This window comes from uncultured Winogradskyella sp., from assembly GCF_963975125.1.
Classification (GTDB): Bacteria; Bacteroidota; Bacteroidia; order Flavobacteriales; family Flavobacteriaceae; genus Winogradskyella.
In genome coordinates this window covers 1-18298 of the sequence record NZ_CAXBGB010000065.1, presented here as the reverse complement: position 1 = coordinate 18298, position 18298 = coordinate 1, and the positions used below count along the sequence as shown (strand labels likewise).

At 32.1% G+C, this 18298-nt stretch carries 15 protein-coding genes; 5 read left to right on the top strand and 10 right to left on the bottom strand.

Annotated elements, in window-relative coordinates:
• The 3 genes from AAC053_RS10220 to AAC053_RS10210 form a co-directional block, all read left to right on the top strand.
• A partial coding sequence (locus AAC053_RS10220) for a DUF885 domain-containing protein (protein ID WP_339755941.1) occupies positions 1-602 on the top strand: 602 nt, incomplete at its 5' end.
• A gap of 170 nt (positions 603-772) precedes the next feature.
• Positions 773-1465, top strand: coding sequence for a DUF6090 family protein (locus AAC053_RS10215; RefSeq protein ID WP_339755939.1), 693 nt, complete (start codon positions 773-775; stop codon positions 1463-1465).
• Positions 1466-1539: 74 nt separating this feature from the next.
• Complete coding sequence (locus AAC053_RS10210) at positions 1540-1689, top strand: hypothetical protein (RefSeq protein WP_339755937.1); 150 nt, start codon at positions 1540-1542, stop codon at positions 1687-1689.
• Here AAC053_RS10210 and AAC053_RS10205 read toward each other — a convergent pair.
• From AAC053_RS10205 to AAC053_RS10175, 7 genes are all read right to left on the bottom strand, one after another.
• On the bottom strand, positions 1686-2525 hold the full coding sequence (locus AAC053_RS10205; protein ID WP_339755933.1) for a pseudouridine synthase: 840 nt from the start codon (positions 2523-2525) through the stop codon (positions 1686-1688). The two genes, AAC053_RS10210 and AAC053_RS10205, sit on opposite strands and share 4 nt — an antisense overlap.
• Positions 2526-2692: 167 nt before the next feature.
• Complete coding sequence (locus AAC053_RS10200; protein ID WP_339755931.1) at positions 2693-3640, bottom strand: carbon-nitrogen hydrolase family protein; 948 nt, start codon at positions 3638-3640, stop codon at positions 2693-2695.
• An 85-nt stretch (positions 3641-3725) separates the two neighbouring features.
• A complete protein-coding gene (locus AAC053_RS10195) occupies positions 3726-4628 on the bottom strand; it encodes a geranylgeranylglycerol-phosphate geranylgeranyltransferase (RefSeq protein WP_339755928.1) in 903 nt (300 codons plus the stop codon).
• Between the two features lie 69 nt (positions 4629-4697).
• Entirely contained in the window at positions 4698-5627 is a 930-nt protein-coding gene (locus AAC053_RS10190; RefSeq protein WP_339755925.1) for a mevalonate kinase, read from the bottom strand.
• A gap of 23 nt (positions 5628-5650) precedes the next feature.
• Positions 5651-6727 (bottom strand): diphosphomevalonate decarboxylase, encoded by a 1077-nt coding sequence (locus AAC053_RS10185; protein WP_339755922.1) that lies wholly within the window; start codon positions 6725-6727, stop codon positions 5651-5653.
• 1 nt (position 6728) lies between these two features.
• The gene (locus tag AAC053_RS10180) at positions 6729-7268 is read right to left on the bottom strand and encodes a DUF1697 domain-containing protein (RefSeq protein ID WP_339755919.1); all 540 of its coding nucleotides are present in this window, start codon (positions 7266-7268) and stop codon (positions 6729-6731) included.
• A gap of 91 nt (positions 7269-7359) precedes the next feature.
• The gene (locus AAC053_RS10175) at positions 7360-8571 is read right to left on the bottom strand and encodes an NAD(P)/FAD-dependent oxidoreductase (RefSeq protein ID WP_339755916.1); all 1212 of its coding nucleotides are present in this window, start codon (positions 8569-8571) and stop codon (positions 7360-7362) included.
• A gap of 29 nt (positions 8572-8600) precedes the next feature.
• Here AAC053_RS10175 and AAC053_RS10170 point away from each other — a divergent pair, with 29 nt between their 5' ends.
• On the top strand, positions 8601-9410 hold the full coding sequence (locus AAC053_RS10170; protein ID WP_339755914.1) for a hypothetical protein: 810 nt from the start codon (positions 8601-8603) through the stop codon (positions 9408-9410).
• On the opposite strand, the gene AAC053_RS10165 is transcribed toward AAC053_RS10170, so the two are convergent.
• Positions 9407-13084 (bottom strand): metallophosphoesterase, encoded by a 3678-nt coding sequence (locus AAC053_RS10165; RefSeq protein WP_339755911.1) that lies wholly within the window; start codon positions 13082-13084, stop codon positions 9407-9409. The two genes, AAC053_RS10170 and AAC053_RS10165, sit on opposite strands and share 4 nt — an antisense overlap.
• A 275-nt stretch (positions 13085-13359) precedes the next feature.
• Between AAC053_RS10165 and AAC053_RS10160 the strand changes: the two genes are divergently transcribed.
• Positions 13360-14580: a Pycsar system effector family protein gene (locus tag AAC053_RS10160; protein WP_339755907.1), complete on the top strand. Its 1221-nt coding sequence runs from the start codon at positions 13360-13362 to the stop codon at positions 14578-14580.
• Positions 14581-14594: 14 nt separating this feature from the next.
• Here the strand turns inward: AAC053_RS10160 and AAC053_RS10155 are convergent, their stop codons facing one another.
• Positions 14595-16967, bottom strand: a complete 2373-nt coding sequence (locus AAC053_RS10155) for a GAF domain-containing protein (protein WP_339755944.1) — start codon at positions 16965-16967, stop codon at positions 14595-14597.
• Positions 16968-17065: 98 nt separating this feature from the next.
• Positions 17066-18298 (bottom strand): glycoside hydrolase family 97 catalytic domain-containing protein (locus tag AAC053_RS10150; RefSeq protein WP_339755904.1); only part of this gene is annotated, 1233 nt, incomplete at its 5' end.

Sequence of the window (18298 nt, the reverse complement as noted above, 5' to 3'; positions counted from 1 at the left end):
AAAGACCAGGTGTTTTTTATGTTCCTATACCAGATGCTTCAACATATAATGTATTTTCGGATGAAGCCTTGTTTTTACACGAAGCCATACCAGGACATCATTATCAAATTTCAATGACCCAAGAAAATACAGAGTTACCAGACTTTAGAAAAACATTATGGTATAGTGCCTATGGCGAAGGTTGGGCATTATATACAGAAAGTTTAGGGAAAGAATTAGGATTGTACACTGATCCTTATCAATATTTCGGAATGTTAGGAATGGAAATGCACAGAGCCATAAGATTAGTTGTAGACACTGGCATACATGCCAAAGGATGGAGTAGAGAGAAAGCAATACAGTATTCTTTAGATAATGAAGCTGAAGGTGAAGCGAGTATAACTTCTGAAATTGAGCGCTATATGGCAAATCCAGGGCAAGCATTATCTTATAAAATAGGACAATTGAAAATAAGAGAATTAAGAGCTAATGCAGAAAAGCAATTGGGTGAAAACTTTGATATAAGAGAGTTCCATAATCAAATACTCGAAACAGGATCTATTCCGCTCGCACTACTCGAAAATAAAATTAACGATTGGATTGCTGCAAAACAAAAGAAATAACAAAGATGATTATGAATTAGAATTAAAGAAGTCGAGCGTTTAAAATGAAAACGATAAATTAAATAAATAGGATTAAGGTGTGTATTTTGCTTAATATAACTCGTTGTGCTTCATTATAACCAACCTATTAACCAATGATAAAAATTTTTAGGAAAATACGTTACGACCTTATGAAAAAAAACAAAACAGGAAAGTATCTAAAATACGCCATTGGAGAAATTGTGCTTGTCGTTATTGGGATTTTGATTGCTTTACAAATCAATAATTGGAATGAAAATAAAAAGAAATATAAATTAAGAACTGCATATAAAAATTCTTTAATCAACGACCTCTCTTTAGATACGCTCATGTTGGGTAAATTGATAATAGAAAATAACAATATCTTAAAAGTATTAAATATCCAACAAAAGCGATTTTTAGGCCCAGAAACACCAATCGACACCATTATAAAAATTGCAAGAGATGAATTCGATCCAGAATTAAATATGCGTTTTAATTATAACAGAAATACAATGAATACATTAATTGCGTCAGGAAATATTGACCTTTTCTCAAGGGAATTTAATGAAATGCTTATGTCTTTAATTGCAATACAAGATATTGAAAGGGAAAATTCTAAATTTTATTCAGAAGTATATTCAGACAAAGTGTCAAGGTTTTCAGATGATTATCTAGTCTTTGGACGCCAGAATTCAAATCTTGTTAATTCGATCTGGATTGATATAGATGAAAAAAAGTTGACGTCAGGCTTTATTAGTTTAACTGACATTAAAGGGTTTGCTCATTATTCATTCATTAATGAAATAAAAAACGTAAAAAACCAAACAAATAGCATCTTACAGAAGATTAATAACCCAAATTAGTTGAGAGATATCAATAATTAAAGATTATAAGCAAAAAAGATGTTCACTTTTTTATTAATAATGATTTTAAAACATTGAAAACAGAAACCATTACAACTATAATTAACAATCAGTTTTTAACCTTAGAATACCTGTTTAATTCTACAGGATTTTTTGATGTCCATTTATATATTAGAAATGATTTAATTTCCACCTATACTGTTGAAGTAAAAAAGGCAAACTAAAGCATTTTTAGGGTATTCACCTCTTGTTCTGTAAGGTGTTTCCAGTGTCCACGAGGAATGTCTTTTTTAGTGAGGTGACCGATAGAAACACAATCTATCTTTACAATATCGTAATTAAGGGTATCAAATATAGTTCGCAGAATAGTATTTCCTGTGTTTTTAATTTTTATACCTACTTGGTTTTTAGATTCACCCTGAATATAACTTATCTCATCAACGGCAACTAGTTTGCCTTCAACCTTAAAGCCCTCTTGAATTTTTTTAAAATCTTCAAACTTTAAGTTTTTATCAAGTTCTACTTGAAATAATCGAGCAACACCATTTTTAGAATTGGTGAATTTCTGAGCTATAATTTCATCATTAGTAAACAATAATAAGCCTAAAGAATTTCTTCCTAAACGTCCTATTGGCTTAATATTAGCACTAGTAGCATTAGCAACCAAATCCATTACAGTTCTGCCCTTACCCTCTGCATTGGTTGTAGCAAATCCTTTTGGTTTGTTTAATAAAACATAAGCTTTTGCTTCTGGTGTAATACGTCTGCCATCAAAACGAACTTCGTCTGTACGTTTAACTTTATAGCCCATTTCGGTTATAATTGTACCATTAACAGAAACTAAACCAATTGCAATATTCTCATCTGCTTCTCGGCGCGAACACATACCAGAATTTGCAATATATTTATTTAAACGAATCTCATCTGGATTAGATGATTTTTGTTGTTTAGCTTTTTTCTTGAATGGAGCATTTCCTTTGACAAAACTTTTTGTTTTACTGCTAGCATTTCCTTTTCCTAAAGGTTTTCCTTTTCCCTTGCTATCTTGATGTTTGCTCATATTTCATTTTTTTGCAAAGGTATAACAATAGTTTACATGTACTAACGTCAGTTAGAGTGATTTTCGAAAGAAAATTTTATTGGAAAACTAGTGATGTTTATTCTCTATACTTTTTTTGTATTCTAAAAAAGACAAAATTCACTCGGATTGACAAGCTTGTTTATCAATTACTTAATTTCCACAGTTGTTTGTCGTTCAATATTTACAATTAATTTAGTGACATCTGGTCTAGAATAATGTCCGACAGGATCAAAATTTTGTCTTTCTTCTAACACACGATTAAAATCTATAGATTGAACTATTAGACCTTCTCTATGTAATACGGGTTCTACAATCCACTCGCCATCTGGTCCTGCGATACAACTGCCACCATTAGCTAAAGTGTTTGGAGCGTTTTTTAAGATGGTGTCTATGTGCGGAGTATTATTTGGAAAATCTGTTTTAGACATTAAACTAGAAACCGACACTACATAAGAACGTGATTCTCTGGCAATAAAACGGGTAATATCTTTAGTGTTATAATCGTTACCTGGCCAAACTGCAATATGTAGGTTCTCACCTTGCCCATACAAAGCGGTTCTTGGCAATGGCATCCAGTTTTCCCAGCAGTTAAGTCCGCCAACTGTAAATGCTTTTAATGGATGAACTTGCAAACCGTTTCCGTCACCAGGAGCCCATGTTAAGCGCTCATCGTAAGTGGGTTGAAGTTTTCTATGTACAGATTTTACATCACCTTGTTCATTAATATAAACTAAAGATGCATAGATACTATGACCACCTCTGTCTGTTGGTCGCTCTATAATACCTAAATAAATAGCAATGCTAAGCTCTTTTGCCAATTTACAAATAGCATCTAGTTCTCCTTTTTCTATACAGATAGAATTACTAACATAATGGGCATGCAATTGCTTATTCACTGTTTTGTCCCATTCTGCACCACCTGTTAATGCTAACCAAAAGGGATAACCTGGCAATAATGCTTCACCAAACACAACGAGCTCACAATTTTCTTTAGCTGCCTCAATTATTGAATTTTTAATTTTCTGCAAAGTGGCATTTTTATCTAACCATACTGGTGCGATTTGTGCCATGGCAATTTTTAGTATTGTATTCATGTGTAAATATTATTATTTAGTGTCACATAGAACTCGCAATGAGATATTTTCGTATAAGATAAAATATTTATCATGCTCGTTTCATTTATATGCGGTTTAAAACAACAGATATGTCAATTAATAAAATAGAAAATACGCCTAATACAATAATAAATTTAAGAATATTATGAAGTAGTAAATAATGCGTTTTCTTATTCGATTTCCAGAGTATAAGTAGAAAAACGACGAGCAACATTACACTTAAATAAAAGAAATAATACATATACCCTATCTTAAAAAACAAGATAAGTGCAATAGCGGTAACAATGGTAAAAACAGCTACAACAGAGAGCATTAGTTTAGATGTGATTTCTCCATAAACCACAGGAACTGTTCGGTAATTTAAGGCTAAATCTCCTTTAATATTTTCTAAATCTTTAGTTAACTCACGCATGGATACTAATAGGAATAAAAAAAGTGCATGCGCAAAAATTACTTTTTCAAAATTTTGATAATAAATAAAAATTGCAAAAAATGGAGTTACTGTGAGAGTAGCTGATACAATATTCCCTGTAATTGGCTGTTTCTTTAAACGATGTGAATAAAACCAAATAGCAAAGATGTAAAACGCAAAAAACATTACGGCTTTAAAAGACACATAACTAGCAAAAACCGCTGCTAAAAAATTGAGCACAAAATAGAATGATAGCTTAGTATTCTGACTTACTAATCTATCTAACATCGTCTTTCTTGGTTTATTTATTAAATCTTTTTCTGAATCGTAGAAATTATTAATAATATAACCAGCAGCAATCGTTGCTGAAGATGCTAAAACTAGCATTAAAAGATTCAAATCTAAAAGGACAGATTTAACAGGTTTATCGTGCGCGAATATGTATACTGAAGCTAAATATTGAGCAATAACAATAACAAGAATGTTATAGCCGCGAACTACAGAAAACAGGCTGAAAAACTTTAGAATAATGTGCTTCTGTCTTCTTGATAACATAAACTAAAATTTGTATGATAATTTGAAATCGAAGCATTCAACGAGGTAAATCAAGTTCAGGATAACAGATTAAAAGTTGTAAACCACTTCTAATTTCTCACCTCTTAAAGCTTCTTTAGCTCTATCAATATTCTCCGTAAACCCAAGAATATAACCTCCACCTCCAGAACCACAAAGTTTTAGATAATAGTCATTGGTTTCTATTCCTTTTTTCCAAAGTTCATGAAATTGCTTTGGTATCATTGGTTTAAAGTTGTTTAATACCACTTTAGACAATTGCTTTGTATTTTTAAATAAGGATTTAATATCACCTTTTAAAAAATCATCTACACAAGCATCGGTATGTTTTATAAATTGGTCTTTAAGCATACTACGGAAACCTTCATTTTTCATGTTTTCCATAAAAATACTTACCATAGGTGCTGTTTCACCCACAATACCACTGTCTAATAAAAATACAGCTCCTTTGCCTTCAGTTTTTTGAGATGGAATGCCAGTTGCTTCAATATTATCTTTAGAATTTATTAAAATAGGAAGACTTAAATAGCTATTTAAAGGATCTAAACCAGAAGATTTTCCGTGAAAGAACGATTCCATTTCAGAAAAAATTGTTTTTAACTTTAAAAGCTTCTCGCGTGTTAAATTCTCTAATACCGTAATTTTATCTGATGCATATTTATCGTAAATCGCAGCAACTAATGCACCACTACTTCCTACTCCGTAACCTTGTGGAATAGAAGAATCGAAATACATACCAGCATCTACATCATTTTGTAATGTAGCACTATCAAAAGCAACCAAATTATCGTCTAAGCCCTTTAAATACAATACAAAACGCTTTAAACTTTTGTTAGAATCTTGTGCTTCTTGAGAAAGTATCTCATCTACTTTTAATGCGCCATTGTAAAAATTATAGGGGATAGATAAGCCTTTAGAGTCTTTAATGATTCCGTATTCTCCGAATAAAAGAATCTTAGAATAAAATAGTGGTCCTTTCATAATATTATTGTGGTTGGATTGGGTTACAACCGTTTGGCACCATTGCCAACACTATCACAAATATAGTGACCGTTTTGGCAATATGCAACTAACTCGCTCTTAATGAATTCGTAAACCTGTTCTTTTTCAGCTTTTGGAAACAAAACATGCACATTTGCACCTGCATCTAAAGTGAAGCAAATATTAGACATATTTTTGGCTCTATATTCCCATATTTTATTTATAATCTCTAAAGTGTTTGGCTTCATTAAAATGAAATATGGCATGCTTGTCATCATCATTGCATGTAATGTTAATGCTTCGTTTTCTACAATTTCTACGAATGCTTTTAAATCACCTGATATTAAAACATCTATAAGTTTAGCTAGGTTATTATGGGCTTGAGAGAATCGCTCTTTAGCAAACGGATGATCAAACATTAATTTATGACCAACTGTACTACTCACTTGTTTTACGCCTTTATCTACCAACAAAATAGCATCTTGATATTCATGGAAATTTGGATGCAATTCTCCATCAAATTTCACTCCATATAAATCAGAACCTTCTGCACTTTCATTATTTCCCCAAACCACCAATTCGCCTTCTATACTTCTACAAGCACTACCAGATCCTAAACGAGCTAAGAACGATGCTTTTTGATTGAAATAATCGTTATCAACTTCTACTTTGCTAAGTGACTGCTCTATATCCATAAGACACAATGCAATAGCACTCATCCCAGACGCAGAAGATGCTATACCAGAGCTATGAGGAAATGTATTTGAGGTTTCAATTTTAAAATAGTAATCTTTTAAAAAAGGAACATAGGTTTCAATGCGTTCAAAAAAAGTTTGGATTTTTGGCTTAAAGGCTTCATTTTTCTCACCTTCAAAATAAACATCGAAACTAAAATTGTTTCCTGTTTTTTTACTAAAAGTAACTTGCGTAATTGTCTTACAGTCTGATAGTGTAAAACTTATAGATGGGTTTTCTGGGATTTGACCTTCCTTTTTTCCCCAATATTTTACCAATGCTATATTACTTGGAGAGGCCCATTTTACTGAGCCATTTTCTACATTAGAATTGTATGATTTAAGAATAAAATCTTGTGCTGTCATATCAGTCATTTATCTGGGACAAAGATAAGAGTTTTACCATTGTTTTATAGTTTCTTGATGTGGCATTGATTTTTAATTTTCGTTCGAAAAAACTAAGATTAAATTTAGCATTACCATAGCCAATAGAACAGAAAAAATATATGCAATCCTTAAGAATTACATATTCTTCATTGGGATATGTTTTTTCTGAAGCCTCATCTACTAAATCTTTATTTGGAATTTCGCTTAGCATTGTAAAGTAACTATTTACTTTTTTTTCTTCAGAGAAAGGACAATCATCAAAAATAGCCTCTAAATCATCTCTTGTTCTTACCAAAACTGGCACTGTAAAACCAAATTTATCTTTGATAGCATTATGAATTAGATCTTCTAGAAGCTGCTTATAAGATATGTTAGATTTAAAAATTACATTACCACTCTGAATATAGGTTTTTACGTTTTCTAACCCTGATTTAGTCAATAATTCTCTCAACTCTGCCATTGGGATTTTCTTATGCCCACCAACATTAATTCCTCTAAGAAGTGCGATGTAAGTTTTCATGTGCTAATATCTACTGTTTTTCAATGGACAGATGAAACATCCATATAATTATTTTTTTTATGCGACAATGCTTAATTATGGGTATTCATAATTATGCGATTGATTGTGACACAATATAAGCACCTGTCCATGCATTTTGAAAATTAAATCCGCCTGTAACGGCATCAATATTTATAACTTCGCCTGCAAAAAACAAATTAGGAATCCGTTTGCTTTCAAAAGTTTTAAAGTTTACTTCCTTTAAATCTACTCCTCCAGCTGTTACAAATTCTTCTTTGAAAGTACTTTTGCCAGTAACATGAAATATAGCTTCTGTTAATTGCGCACTTAAAGCTTCTAATTGCTGTCTATTAATATCTGCCCAACGTTCTGATTCGTTTATGTTTGAAGCTAAGACTAATTGTTTCCAAAGTCGTTTAGGCAAATCGAATTGTGGTGAATTAACAATCGCTTTTTTGGCAAACTCATGTTTAAAATTTTTGAGTTTATCTATACAAGATTCAAAATCTAATCGAATAAAATTGACTTCAATTTTAAAATTATAATTAAACTTTGCTAATTCTACTGCACCAAAAGCAGATAATTTTAAAATGGCAGGCGCACTCATACCAACATGTGTAAATAAAAGTGGCCCTTCAGAAACCAAGTTTGTTCCTATAACTTTCACTTCTACATTTTTAGCCACAACACCTGGTATATCCTTTATGCGTTTGTCTTTAATATTAAATGTAAATAGAGAAGGTACTGGTTGTATGATGGTATGACCTATATCTTTTAGTAAATTCCAAATTTTTGGATTGCTACCAGTCGCAACCACAACTTTATTGCAATCTAGAACACCTTGTGAGGTTTCTATTGAAAAATCGTTTTCTCTTGTATTAATTGATTTTACAGAATGATTGTACAAAATTTCAACCTTATGTTTTTTTGCTTCATTTAAAAAACAATCTATAATGGTCTGAGAAGTATTAGACATTGGAAACATTCTGCCATCCTCCTCAATCTTTAACTCGACTCCACGTTCATCGAACCAAGCTATAGTGTCTCCTGTCATAAAACTATGAAAAGGTCCTAAAAGTTCTTTTTCACCTCTTGGGTAATTCAAAACTAATTCTGATGGGATAAATTCCGCATGCGTTACATTACAGCGTCCACCACCAGAAATTTTTACTTTTTGCAAGCCTTCCTTGCCACGTTCTAAAATAACAATTGATAATTCGGGGTGTTGTTCTGCAATATTAATGGCAGCAAAAAAACCTGCGGCTCCGCCTCCAATAATTATAATATCTTTACGTTTACTCAATGTAAAATGTTCAAAAGGATAAAATTACAATGATATACCTCAAAAGACTAATATTTCTTGTACTTATTATTACCTCCTGTGGATCTCATGGAAGACTGACTTTTGAAGGAGATATAACTAATAGTCTAACCGAAGTTTCTGCTTCAGAGGTGTGTTTAAACTCTGATATTGTATGGACTATTCAAGACTCTGGAAACAGTAATAATTTGTTTGGTCTCAACGAAAAAGGACAAATTGTAAGAACTATAGATATAAACAATACTAAAAATATAGATTGGGAAGATTTAACTTCGGATTCAGAATGTAATATTTACATTGGCGACTTCGGAAACAATAACAAAAAAAGAGAAACTTTTAGAATATTAAAAATTAAACATGACGATTTAATTAAAACTTCTGCTATTGCCGAAATTATAGAATTTACACTTCCAAAAAAGATTGAATCAAAAGATTTTGAAGCCTTCTTCTTGTTCAAAAATTCATTTTATTTAATAAGTAAAGAAAATAAGAAATTTAGCGTTTTTATGATTCCGAATACAATTGGGAAGCATCAAGCCATATTACGATCTAGTTACAACCTCGAAGGCAAGAACAACAAAATAACGTCTGCCGACATCAGTGATGATGGTAAAACGATTGTACTACTTAACCATGACAAGCTATGGCGAATTAATAACTTTGAGAGTGACGATTTCTTTTCGGGAGATATTAAAAAACTATCATTTAAACACAACTCCCAAAAAGAGGGTGTTTCTTTTAAAACAAATTCTAAAGTACTACTCACAGATGAGTTTAATGGCTCGATAGGTGGTAATATTTACAGTTTTAATATTAATTAAAAGCCAAAGCCAAATTTTAAGGCCAGACGCAAACCATCATCGCTATTAAAAGCAGATATATTTGCGCTCATCATCTTTGCCATATTCACAAAAAATCCTCCACCAAAGGAATTATTCCATTTGTCTGAATCTTCACTATCTACCCAAACACGACCATAGTCTATACCACCAAAAACACCAATATGAATTGGGAGTAATCCTGTTTTAAGGCTTCCAAAATTCCAACGAACATCTGTTGATTGAGAAAACGCTGTTTTACCTGTAAACCTTTGAAATCTATAGCCTCTTAATCCTGTTTTACCACCTAAAACTGCTCCTTGATAAAACTCAAAATCATCACCAAAATTAATATGAGCTCTTAAATTTGTTGCTAATACTAATTGACCACTAGGTATCAATTTATAATCGAAACCTAATTCGGGAATAAGATATCCAAATCCCTTTTTAGTATCAACATTATTCTTATACCCAACTTCAAAGGAAGTTTGAAATCCCAATTTAGGAAAGGCTTCATTATCTTTATTTGCAAAACTATATTTAGCATTTGCACCATAAAAATCATTATTAACTTCTACATTATCGCCAACAAATAAATTTATAAATCTCCCTTGTGTTTGTTCGACCTCAATAGATTCGAATGTTAACCCAACTCTAAAACTAGCACCTAAGCGTCCTCGCCAAATTAATGAAGGCATCACCTTAAACGTTCTTATTTTAACTCTATTAAAATCTAAGTTCACATCTATTCCATCATCTTCATCTGATTCAGGATTTGGTGTTTCATTTCCGAAACCAAAAAAATTAATTGCATAATTAGGGCTGTTAAAATGCGCATCTATACCTAAATTTACATTATGAAAAATATTAGCGAATTCACCTTTATAATTTAAATCAAATCCATTTGTTGCAAAATAATATGCTGCAGCTATTTGGTGTTGAGATGTAAACGGGTTTCGCTCAAAACCATAGTTAGTAAAAAATGCTTTGGCTCCAATTTTTAAACCATCATCAGGATTGGCACCTAAACTCGGCAAAATCTGAGTTGTATTGTTTTTTAATTTTTTGTAATCATAAACGTTAGTATTGTAATCGTCCGTAAATTTTTTATGACCCTTATTGGTTATAATTGTATTTTTCTTAGACTTATGATCGTAATAAGTTACTCGTTTTCCATTTTCAATATTATACTTGTCGTTATTTTGACCACCTATTAATCTTAATTTTATTAACTGCTCTCCGATACCTGTTACATTAAAAACATCATCGTCGTCTAAAGCATATATCCATATTTCTCTGGTCTCATTATTGCTATAGATACGTTCGTGAAACTTGTCTTTCTTTTTTTCTCCTTTAATACGATAGGCTGTTACTTTGGTCTGTCCATTTGGCATACGCTCTATATCAAACCAATCATCTTTATTAGTTCCCTTAATCACAGCATACTTATTTACCAAATCATAGTATCTATTTGCTATTTTTTGTAGATTAACGCTCCTAGCTTTTAACTTTCGTTTAATATCTTCAACTGAATTACCACGAACTTCCTTTGGCATATTTAAAAATGCCTTTTCAATTACAACATCTGTAACATTCTCTTGAATATATTTTACTTGTGCATCCCAAACCTCTTTTCCGGATTGTGTAATAATCTCCATATCTAATGGATATGGTTCGACGTTGACACCTTTAACGTCTTCTAGATCATCAGAGTATTTTCTTAATAAGCGTGCTGTTGGTATTAACTTTACAGCAGCTCCTAACAGAAATCCGTCTGACATAATTGAAAAAGCCTGATCGCGATCTCTAGGCATTGGTCTATAAATTTTTTTACCTTTTTCATTAAACTCAATCCATCTCCATTGGTCTTGGTGCCTATCCCAATCACCAATAAGCATATCAAATAACCTTGCTCTAATATAGGCAGCTTCATCAACAATGATATCTTCATCCATGTGAATTTTCTTCATCATATCATCAGAATCTAATAATTTATTTTGAAAACCAAAACTTGCTTTATTATTATGACCTTCTGATGTGTGCTCTTCTATTATATAAAGTTCATCTCCAAATTCATCATTGTACTGTCCTAATCGTTCTTGCTTTGGCACATAATATAAAACGGGATTGGTATGATATACACCAATTGCATCTGCTAAATCACCGATAACAAGTGGAGCAAAAGGATGCGCTCCAGTAAACACATCTAATACTAATTTTTCTGTAGCTGTATCATTAAATTGACCTTCGATATATTGATCTTTAAAAAGAACAGCTTGTAAGTACTGAAGCGCTTGTTTTCTTAACGCTCGCATTACGTATTGTGCTCCGTTTTTATCCTTTAGACGTAATGATTTTGACTGGTTGCCACCACCTTTTCTCACAGGTGTTAATCCACCAAACAAAGTATCTAAAATAACATTTGGTGCCTTAATTTTAGTGCTGTAATCTTTTCTATAGCGATCTCCCCAAAGAAATTTTCCAAATCCACTAATATCTGTTTCTTTAACGGAATAAATCGAAGCCAAAGTATGGGACGATAAATTATCATTTTGAGATTGTATTTTGGTGGGTTGGTTTTGTTCAAAAACTTTAGTCTGAAACACGTCTTTTTCTTCATCAGCAGAATAGAAAGTAACATGAGATGAACCATCTTTATACACAATGAGTTTAGCATAACCAGGTGTTCCATACCCAAATTTCCCGCTTCCAACGTTTCGGACAGCTGAAACTTTAGAGCCTGAACCAGACACAATTTGATGTAGATTATCTTCTACCAAGTATTGCAAATTATGCTCGTGACCAGAAACAAAAACTACTTTCTTATTGGCTTGTGCTAAGGTGACCAAACGACGCTTCAATTCATTATACAGTGGATTTTGAATATCTACATTAGCAATTCCACTTGTTCTTCTTATTATATTTTTAAGCGTCCCTAGTACTGGAACCGGAGACATGTGACTACCAAAACTAAACTGACCACCATGAGACCCATTTGTGTACATTGGGTGATGCAAGGCTACTATTGTTGTTTTGCCTCTAGCCTTTTTTATTAAGCTATTAAATTCATCTAAAAACCCTTGTCTGGTCTTAATATGGCAGTCGTCATTAATCGTAGGATGATCGTTCCAGTTAGTGATATACCAATGTGTATCAATGACTATAAGTTCTATATCATCTGAGATATGTATTTTGTCTATTGGGCAGCTATTTTCTGGTAAAAAACTATCTTTTCCAAGTGCTTTTTCTACGATTTTCTCTTGGTTTTCTAAACCAGAAATACCCGAATACCAATCGTGGTTACCTGGAATAAAAACAGTTTTACCCTTAAATTTTTTAACAGCATCTATTTGAACTTTTATACGATGCTTTGCCAACTCATATTCTACGTCTGTTGTTTTAGGTAAACCTGCATCATAAATATTATCACCAAGAAAAATGGCAGTACTATTTTTGCTTGCACTCTCTAGTTCTGTTTTAAATGCTTTTAGTGCTTTTGTACTTTCGCCCAGGTTAGAATTACCAGCATCACCAATGAGGTAAAAACTGTGTTCAATTTCTTTATCTGTTGGCATTTCCTTTTCAGCACTAGTTTTCACTTGCTTTTTAAGTGTTGCACAGGAGTTTAAAACTAATATAAAAGCCAAAAAAAGACCAAACTTATAATATACTTTCATTAAAAAAATTTCTGGTTAGTTGGTTAAAATACAAATTAGTTTTTCTGTAGGTTTTATACAAGATAGGGTTTAGATTCTAAATCTAAAAAAACAATTTGTTTTGTTTTCAGTATTTGGTTCTTACTGTGTGTAATTATCTTGAGTAAATTTCGTCTATTTAATAGTCGTTAAAGTATGGGTTACTTTGCAACAACAATCAACTTTAGCTAAGTTACTACTTTAGTAATTGAAAAAGGTTATAAATAATTCTTAAATTAGTCACCTATTCCCAATTTATGGAAAACATTTTATTAGAAGCCGAAAAGTATGTAATTCATCTTTTGAATGAAGAATTAGACTCTACTTTTGTGTATCACAATTTATCGCATACGCAACGAGTAGTAGCTAAATCTAAAGAACTTGCTGAAGTTTCTGGCTTAAGTGATAATGAAAAAAATCTCTTAGAATTAGCTGCTTGGTTTCATGATACTGGTTTTATTAAAGGACCCAAAACACATGAAAAAGAAAGTTCGAAAATTGCTTCTTCTTTTCTAAAAAAGCACAATTGCACGGAAGACACTATTCAATCTGTTATCGTTTTAATTATGGCTACAGAAATGAATCACCAACCAATAAATGTATTGGAAAAGATAATTAGAGATGCTGATTCTGCACATATTGGCAGTAAAAACTACATGGATATTTGTGAATTGCTTAGAAAAGAATGGGAGCTTACCTGTGACAAAAAATTATCAGAGTCTGAATGGCTAAATGAAAATATAAATTGGCTAACTACCAAGCACCGCTTTTTCTCTGATGTTGCATCCGCTAAATGGGATAAAGGAAAAGGCAAAAACTTATCTAAATTATTAAAAGATCAAAAAAAATTCAACCAAGACATCGCAAAATTAAAACAAAAGAAAGATGAGCTCAGTTTTAAAAAGAGCAAGATAGAACTGCCTGAGCGTGGTATTGAAACTATGTTTAGAGTCGCACTTCGTAATCATATTACGCTAAGTGATATTGCAGATACTAAAGCAAACATTCTATTGTCTGTGAATGCCATTATTATATCTTTAGTTTTATCAAATCTGGTATCTAAGCTAGATAATCCTTCTAACGATTATTTAATATGGCCAACAGCAATATTTGCCTTATTTACGGTAACTTCTATAGTTTTGTCTGTACTTGCTACACGACCAAATGTTACTGGCGGAAAATTCACCAAGGAAGACGTTGCTAATAAAAAAGTGAACCTCTTATTCTTCGGTAATTTTCATAAAATGAAACTAGTCGAGTTTGAATGGGCAATGGAAGAAATGATGAAAGATAGGGATTACCTTTATGGCTCTCTGACCAAAGATCTTTATTTCTTAGGTCTAGTTTTAAATAGAAAGTACAACCTATTACGTATAACTTATACCGTATTTATGATAGGCATTATTGTAAGTGTTATTGCTTTTGCGGTGGCTTTTCATTTTTCTGGTATACAAATACCTAAAACAGCAATGTTCTAAATTATAATATTTATTTAGGTCTTTATCTCTTTCATTAAATCATCATAAGTATAGAAAGCCTTGTCATTCTTGTCTTTATGGTAAAGCACACTTACTCTAATGGCTTTTAAGCCAGTAACAGCCTGTAAATCTTGAAGTTCTACAACCTCTACATCATTATCTAAATACTTTTTAGATTGTAAAAATTTAATGTATCTCAAGTATTCTCTTTCATCTTCTTTTTGAGAATACACAATACTGATTTTTCCTTTTTGAGTTACACGTTCTGTTGTGCCTTTAATAAAAGCTTTATCAACTCGCTTTTTTACAATTTCGTAGCGTGCATTATAAGTACCATCTACATCAAATTGTTTCTCATCCATTCTAAAACTAATAGATAATGATTGATTAAAAACCAAAATCATTGATGCTACATCTAGAGCTATTGGGAAATCAGGTTTCATTTGATAATAAGCGTTTTCCATTTCGCACATCACTTGTAATTGCCACAATCTTAAATTATAAAGATATACTGGGTTAAAGCTATCATCTTTGGTGATAGACTCACCTATGTACATATTGTGCTCTACACCATCTGTTTTAAAGCGTTCAAAATAATGTGGATACATTAGTTGTGCTTCAACTTGTTTCGCATCTAATAAAGAAGCCATTTCTTTGTTAATTAAAGATATAGTATCATCATAATCTTTCCTATGATGATACAGTGTGTCTAAGTCTTCATTAATACTCTCCAAATAGGTGTCTAATTGAGGTCTTAACTGATCTATTACATATAAGTGCTTTAAAACTGAATCTATTTCATCTTTAAAGAATGTGGATATTTGTTGCTCACTATCTACTTGAAAATTCATTTCAAGACCAGTAAGAAAGTCCTTTATCTGATAAATATATTGCTCATAGATTGGTAACTCTTCAAGTTTAAATGCAGCTTCTAAAATACTTTTCACAGTATTTAACTGCAATGTTAAATCTTGTTTAGTTGCCCAATTTCTTGCTTCAGAAGACCCTTTGATATCTATTTGACCGTAAAGTGGATAAATATTTTCGAACGCAATTTTATTAAAACTAGGTTCATTACCGTTAAGGTCATCTTTAATAAATTGCCTTGCCTCTTTTTCAAACCTCCAGTGTACACTAGGATGTATTGAAGTACACTCCTTTTGAATAATTGCCTCAATTAAATTCTCTTCTTCATTCTTAGAACGCTCAACAGCAGAAACAATAAAAGGCATTACATCTACTAACTTATTTGCATTAATACTATTGAGTACATACGGTTTTTCTGAAACAATTTCTAGAATACCCATTAAACCACTCTCATTAGCAATAGGTGCTAAAATTGCACTCTTTACTCCTTGATCTTTTAGTGTCTTATATTGTGGGGCTTTACCTTTTGATAACTTAAAGAATTTATCGACATCAGAAATCGCATAGAATTTTTTGTCTTTCATTAAAGTCTTATAAGACCAGCTACACATTGTCTCAGAACATTTAAGACTCGTGTTTTTATTTAATAAATAACTCTCCATCCCAACGCCATAAACTCTCTCAAAAGTATCTTCTTCATCGTTATAAATAGAAAAGCCTACTTTAATATTATTAAGACCTAAAAGTGAACGGAAAATATTATGAAAGTTCCCCATAAAACCTTCATTCTTTCGTTTATCTTCACCTATTAGTGTTGATTTAATATTCGAAATAGACTGGTCATCCGTAACATCAAAAATATTTGAAATTACAAAGCCTTTAAACTCATAACTGTTTAAAGGAAACTTTTCTTTCCATAGCTCAATATTTTCAAAATTATCTAACAACTCCTCATAATCTGCATGTGTTATTTTTGGTGCACTATCCTTAGGAATAATCTCATTAAAATCTGCGTTATACAATATTTTATAGTAGCGCATTACGCCATCAGCATCTGGGATTTCGTAAAAAAATGGTCGCTTAAAATTAAGATTGTAGCCGTAACAAAAATTTAAAATAATGGTACATGCAATAATATACCTCTGGTCTGTGGGCATATTTTTTATTTCTAACTCAAAATCGTTTCCTGCAGTTTTTAGAATAGACTTAAAACGCTCTGATGAATTGAAAATAATATTATGAAAGGGTACAGAAGCAGTCTTAATCTCATTTTTAGTAAGAATAGGACTAAAAGCATCTTGAAGTATGCCTTCAATTTCTTTTTCATGTGTATTAAATACCTCTAAGTCGCTAAATCCGTCTCTTAATATTGGATTTTCTTCTGCTATTTTTAGTACACGACGTGCATTAGCTGCAATGAAATCATTATCAGCACGGATTAAATCTTCGTAATGACTTAATAATTTATTGAAACTAACCTTAAGTATAAGAGGTGATTCTATATTATCGTTAATGTCCAAATCGTAATTTTTTTCTATAAGCAAAGTTACAAATATTTAAAGTAGTCGATATAAACAAGACTTCCTTACGTTGCTTTTGTTACTTAAATAGTTAAAAATTATTTCTTTTTTAGACTTATAGCAAAACCGCCACCCTGAGCTAATTTTAGTGTCAGTTTTGAATTTTTATTTAATTCTGTTTTTTCTATAATTAAGTCTAAAGGATTGTCATTCCAATGTGCATCATCACCATCTCTGTATATGATGGCTTCGTAGGTTTCATTATCGTCTAAGAAATCGAAAATCAATTTGTGTGTAATAGAATTTTCATCAGTGATACCACCTACAAACCAATAACCCGTTCCTCTTTCTTTTCTAGCAATAGTAACATAATCACCTATTTCACCGTTTATAACTTTAGTCTTTTCCCAGTCTACTCCGACGTCTTTTATAAATTGTAAAGGTTCTGGATTAGCTTCATAATGCTCTACTAAATCCGCTGCCATTTGTATTGGGCTATAAATCACAACGTACAATGCGAGTTGCTGTGCGATAGTGGTATTAACCTGATTTTCTTTCTTGTATTCATTAAATTTAATATTGAAAATACCTGGTGTAAAGTCAATTGGGCCAGCTAACATTCTTGTAAATGCAACAATTGGCAAATGTTCTGGTGGATTGCCTCCATCTTCTGCCCATGCATTAAATTCTTGCCCTCGTAATCCTTCACGAGAGATAATATTAGGATACGTTCTTCGCAATCCTGTAGCTTTTATTGGCTCGTGAGCATTAACCGCAACTTCATATTTTGCAGCTTTTATAGCTGCGTTGTTATATTGATTGACCATATACTGTCCATGATGGTATTCTCCTTTTGGTAAGATTTTACCAACATAGCCAGATTTTACAGCATGCATCCCGTATTTCTGCATTAAAGCATAAGCGGCATCCTGTTGTTTTTCATAAGTTTCTGTAGCAGCTGAAGTTTCGTGATGCATAATTATATCTACACCCTTTTCTTTACCGTAACGTATAACCTCGTCTAAATCATAATCGGGATAAGTGGTTACAAAATCGAAAACACCTTCTCTATCTTCAAAACCTATCCAACGTTCCCAGCCTGTGTTCCAACCTTCTACCAGAACTCCACCAATATTATTCTTGGCAGAAAAATCTATAAAATTCTTTACATTTTCAGTGGTGGCTCCATGTCTGCCATGTGCTTTTCCTGTGTCAGTCCATTTACCATCAACCATTTCCATACCATAATCCCAAGACGATTTTCCTAAGTGCATTTCCCACCAAACACCAGTATATTTCATAGGTTTAAACCATGAGACATCTCCTAATTT

Excerpts from the sequence above, each read along its gene's own strand:
- AAC053_RS10215 (WP_339755939.1), top strand. The coding sequence starts at position 773 with ATGAAAAAAAACAAAACAGGAAAGTATCTAAAATACGCCATTGGAGAA.
- AAC053_RS10205 (WP_339755933.1), bottom strand. The coding sequence starts at position 2,525 with ATGAGCAAACATCAAGATAGCAAGGGAAAAGGAAAACCTTTAGGAAAA.
- AAC053_RS10200 (WP_339755931.1), bottom strand. The coding sequence starts at position 3,640 with ATGAATACAATACTAAAAATTGCCATGGCACAAATCGCACCAGTATGG.
- AAC053_RS10195 (WP_339755928.1), bottom strand. The coding sequence starts at position 4,628 with ATGTTATCAAGAAGACAGAAGCACATTATTCTAAAGTTTTTCAGCCTG.
- AAC053_RS10190 (WP_339755925.1), bottom strand. The coding sequence starts at position 5,627 with ATGAAAGGACCACTATTTTATTCTAAGATTCTTTTATTCGGAGAATAC.
- AAC053_RS10185 (WP_339755922.1), bottom strand. The coding sequence starts at position 6,727 with ATGACAGCACAAGATTTTATTCTTAAATCATACAATTCTAATGTAGAA.
- AAC053_RS10180 (WP_339755919.1), bottom strand. The coding sequence starts at position 7,268 with ATGAAAACTTACATCGCACTTCTTAGAGGAATTAATGTTGGTGGGCAT.
- AAC053_RS10170 (WP_339755914.1), top strand. The coding sequence starts at position 8,601 with ATGATATACCTCAAAAGACTAATATTTCTTGTACTTATTATTACCTCC.
- AAC053_RS10165 (WP_339755911.1), bottom strand. The coding sequence starts at position 13,084 with ATGAAAGTATATTATAAGTTTGGTCTTTTTTTGGCTTTTATATTAGTT.
- AAC053_RS10160 (WP_339755907.1), top strand. The coding sequence starts at position 13,360 with ATGGAAAACATTTTATTAGAAGCCGAAAAGTATGTAATTCATCTTTTG.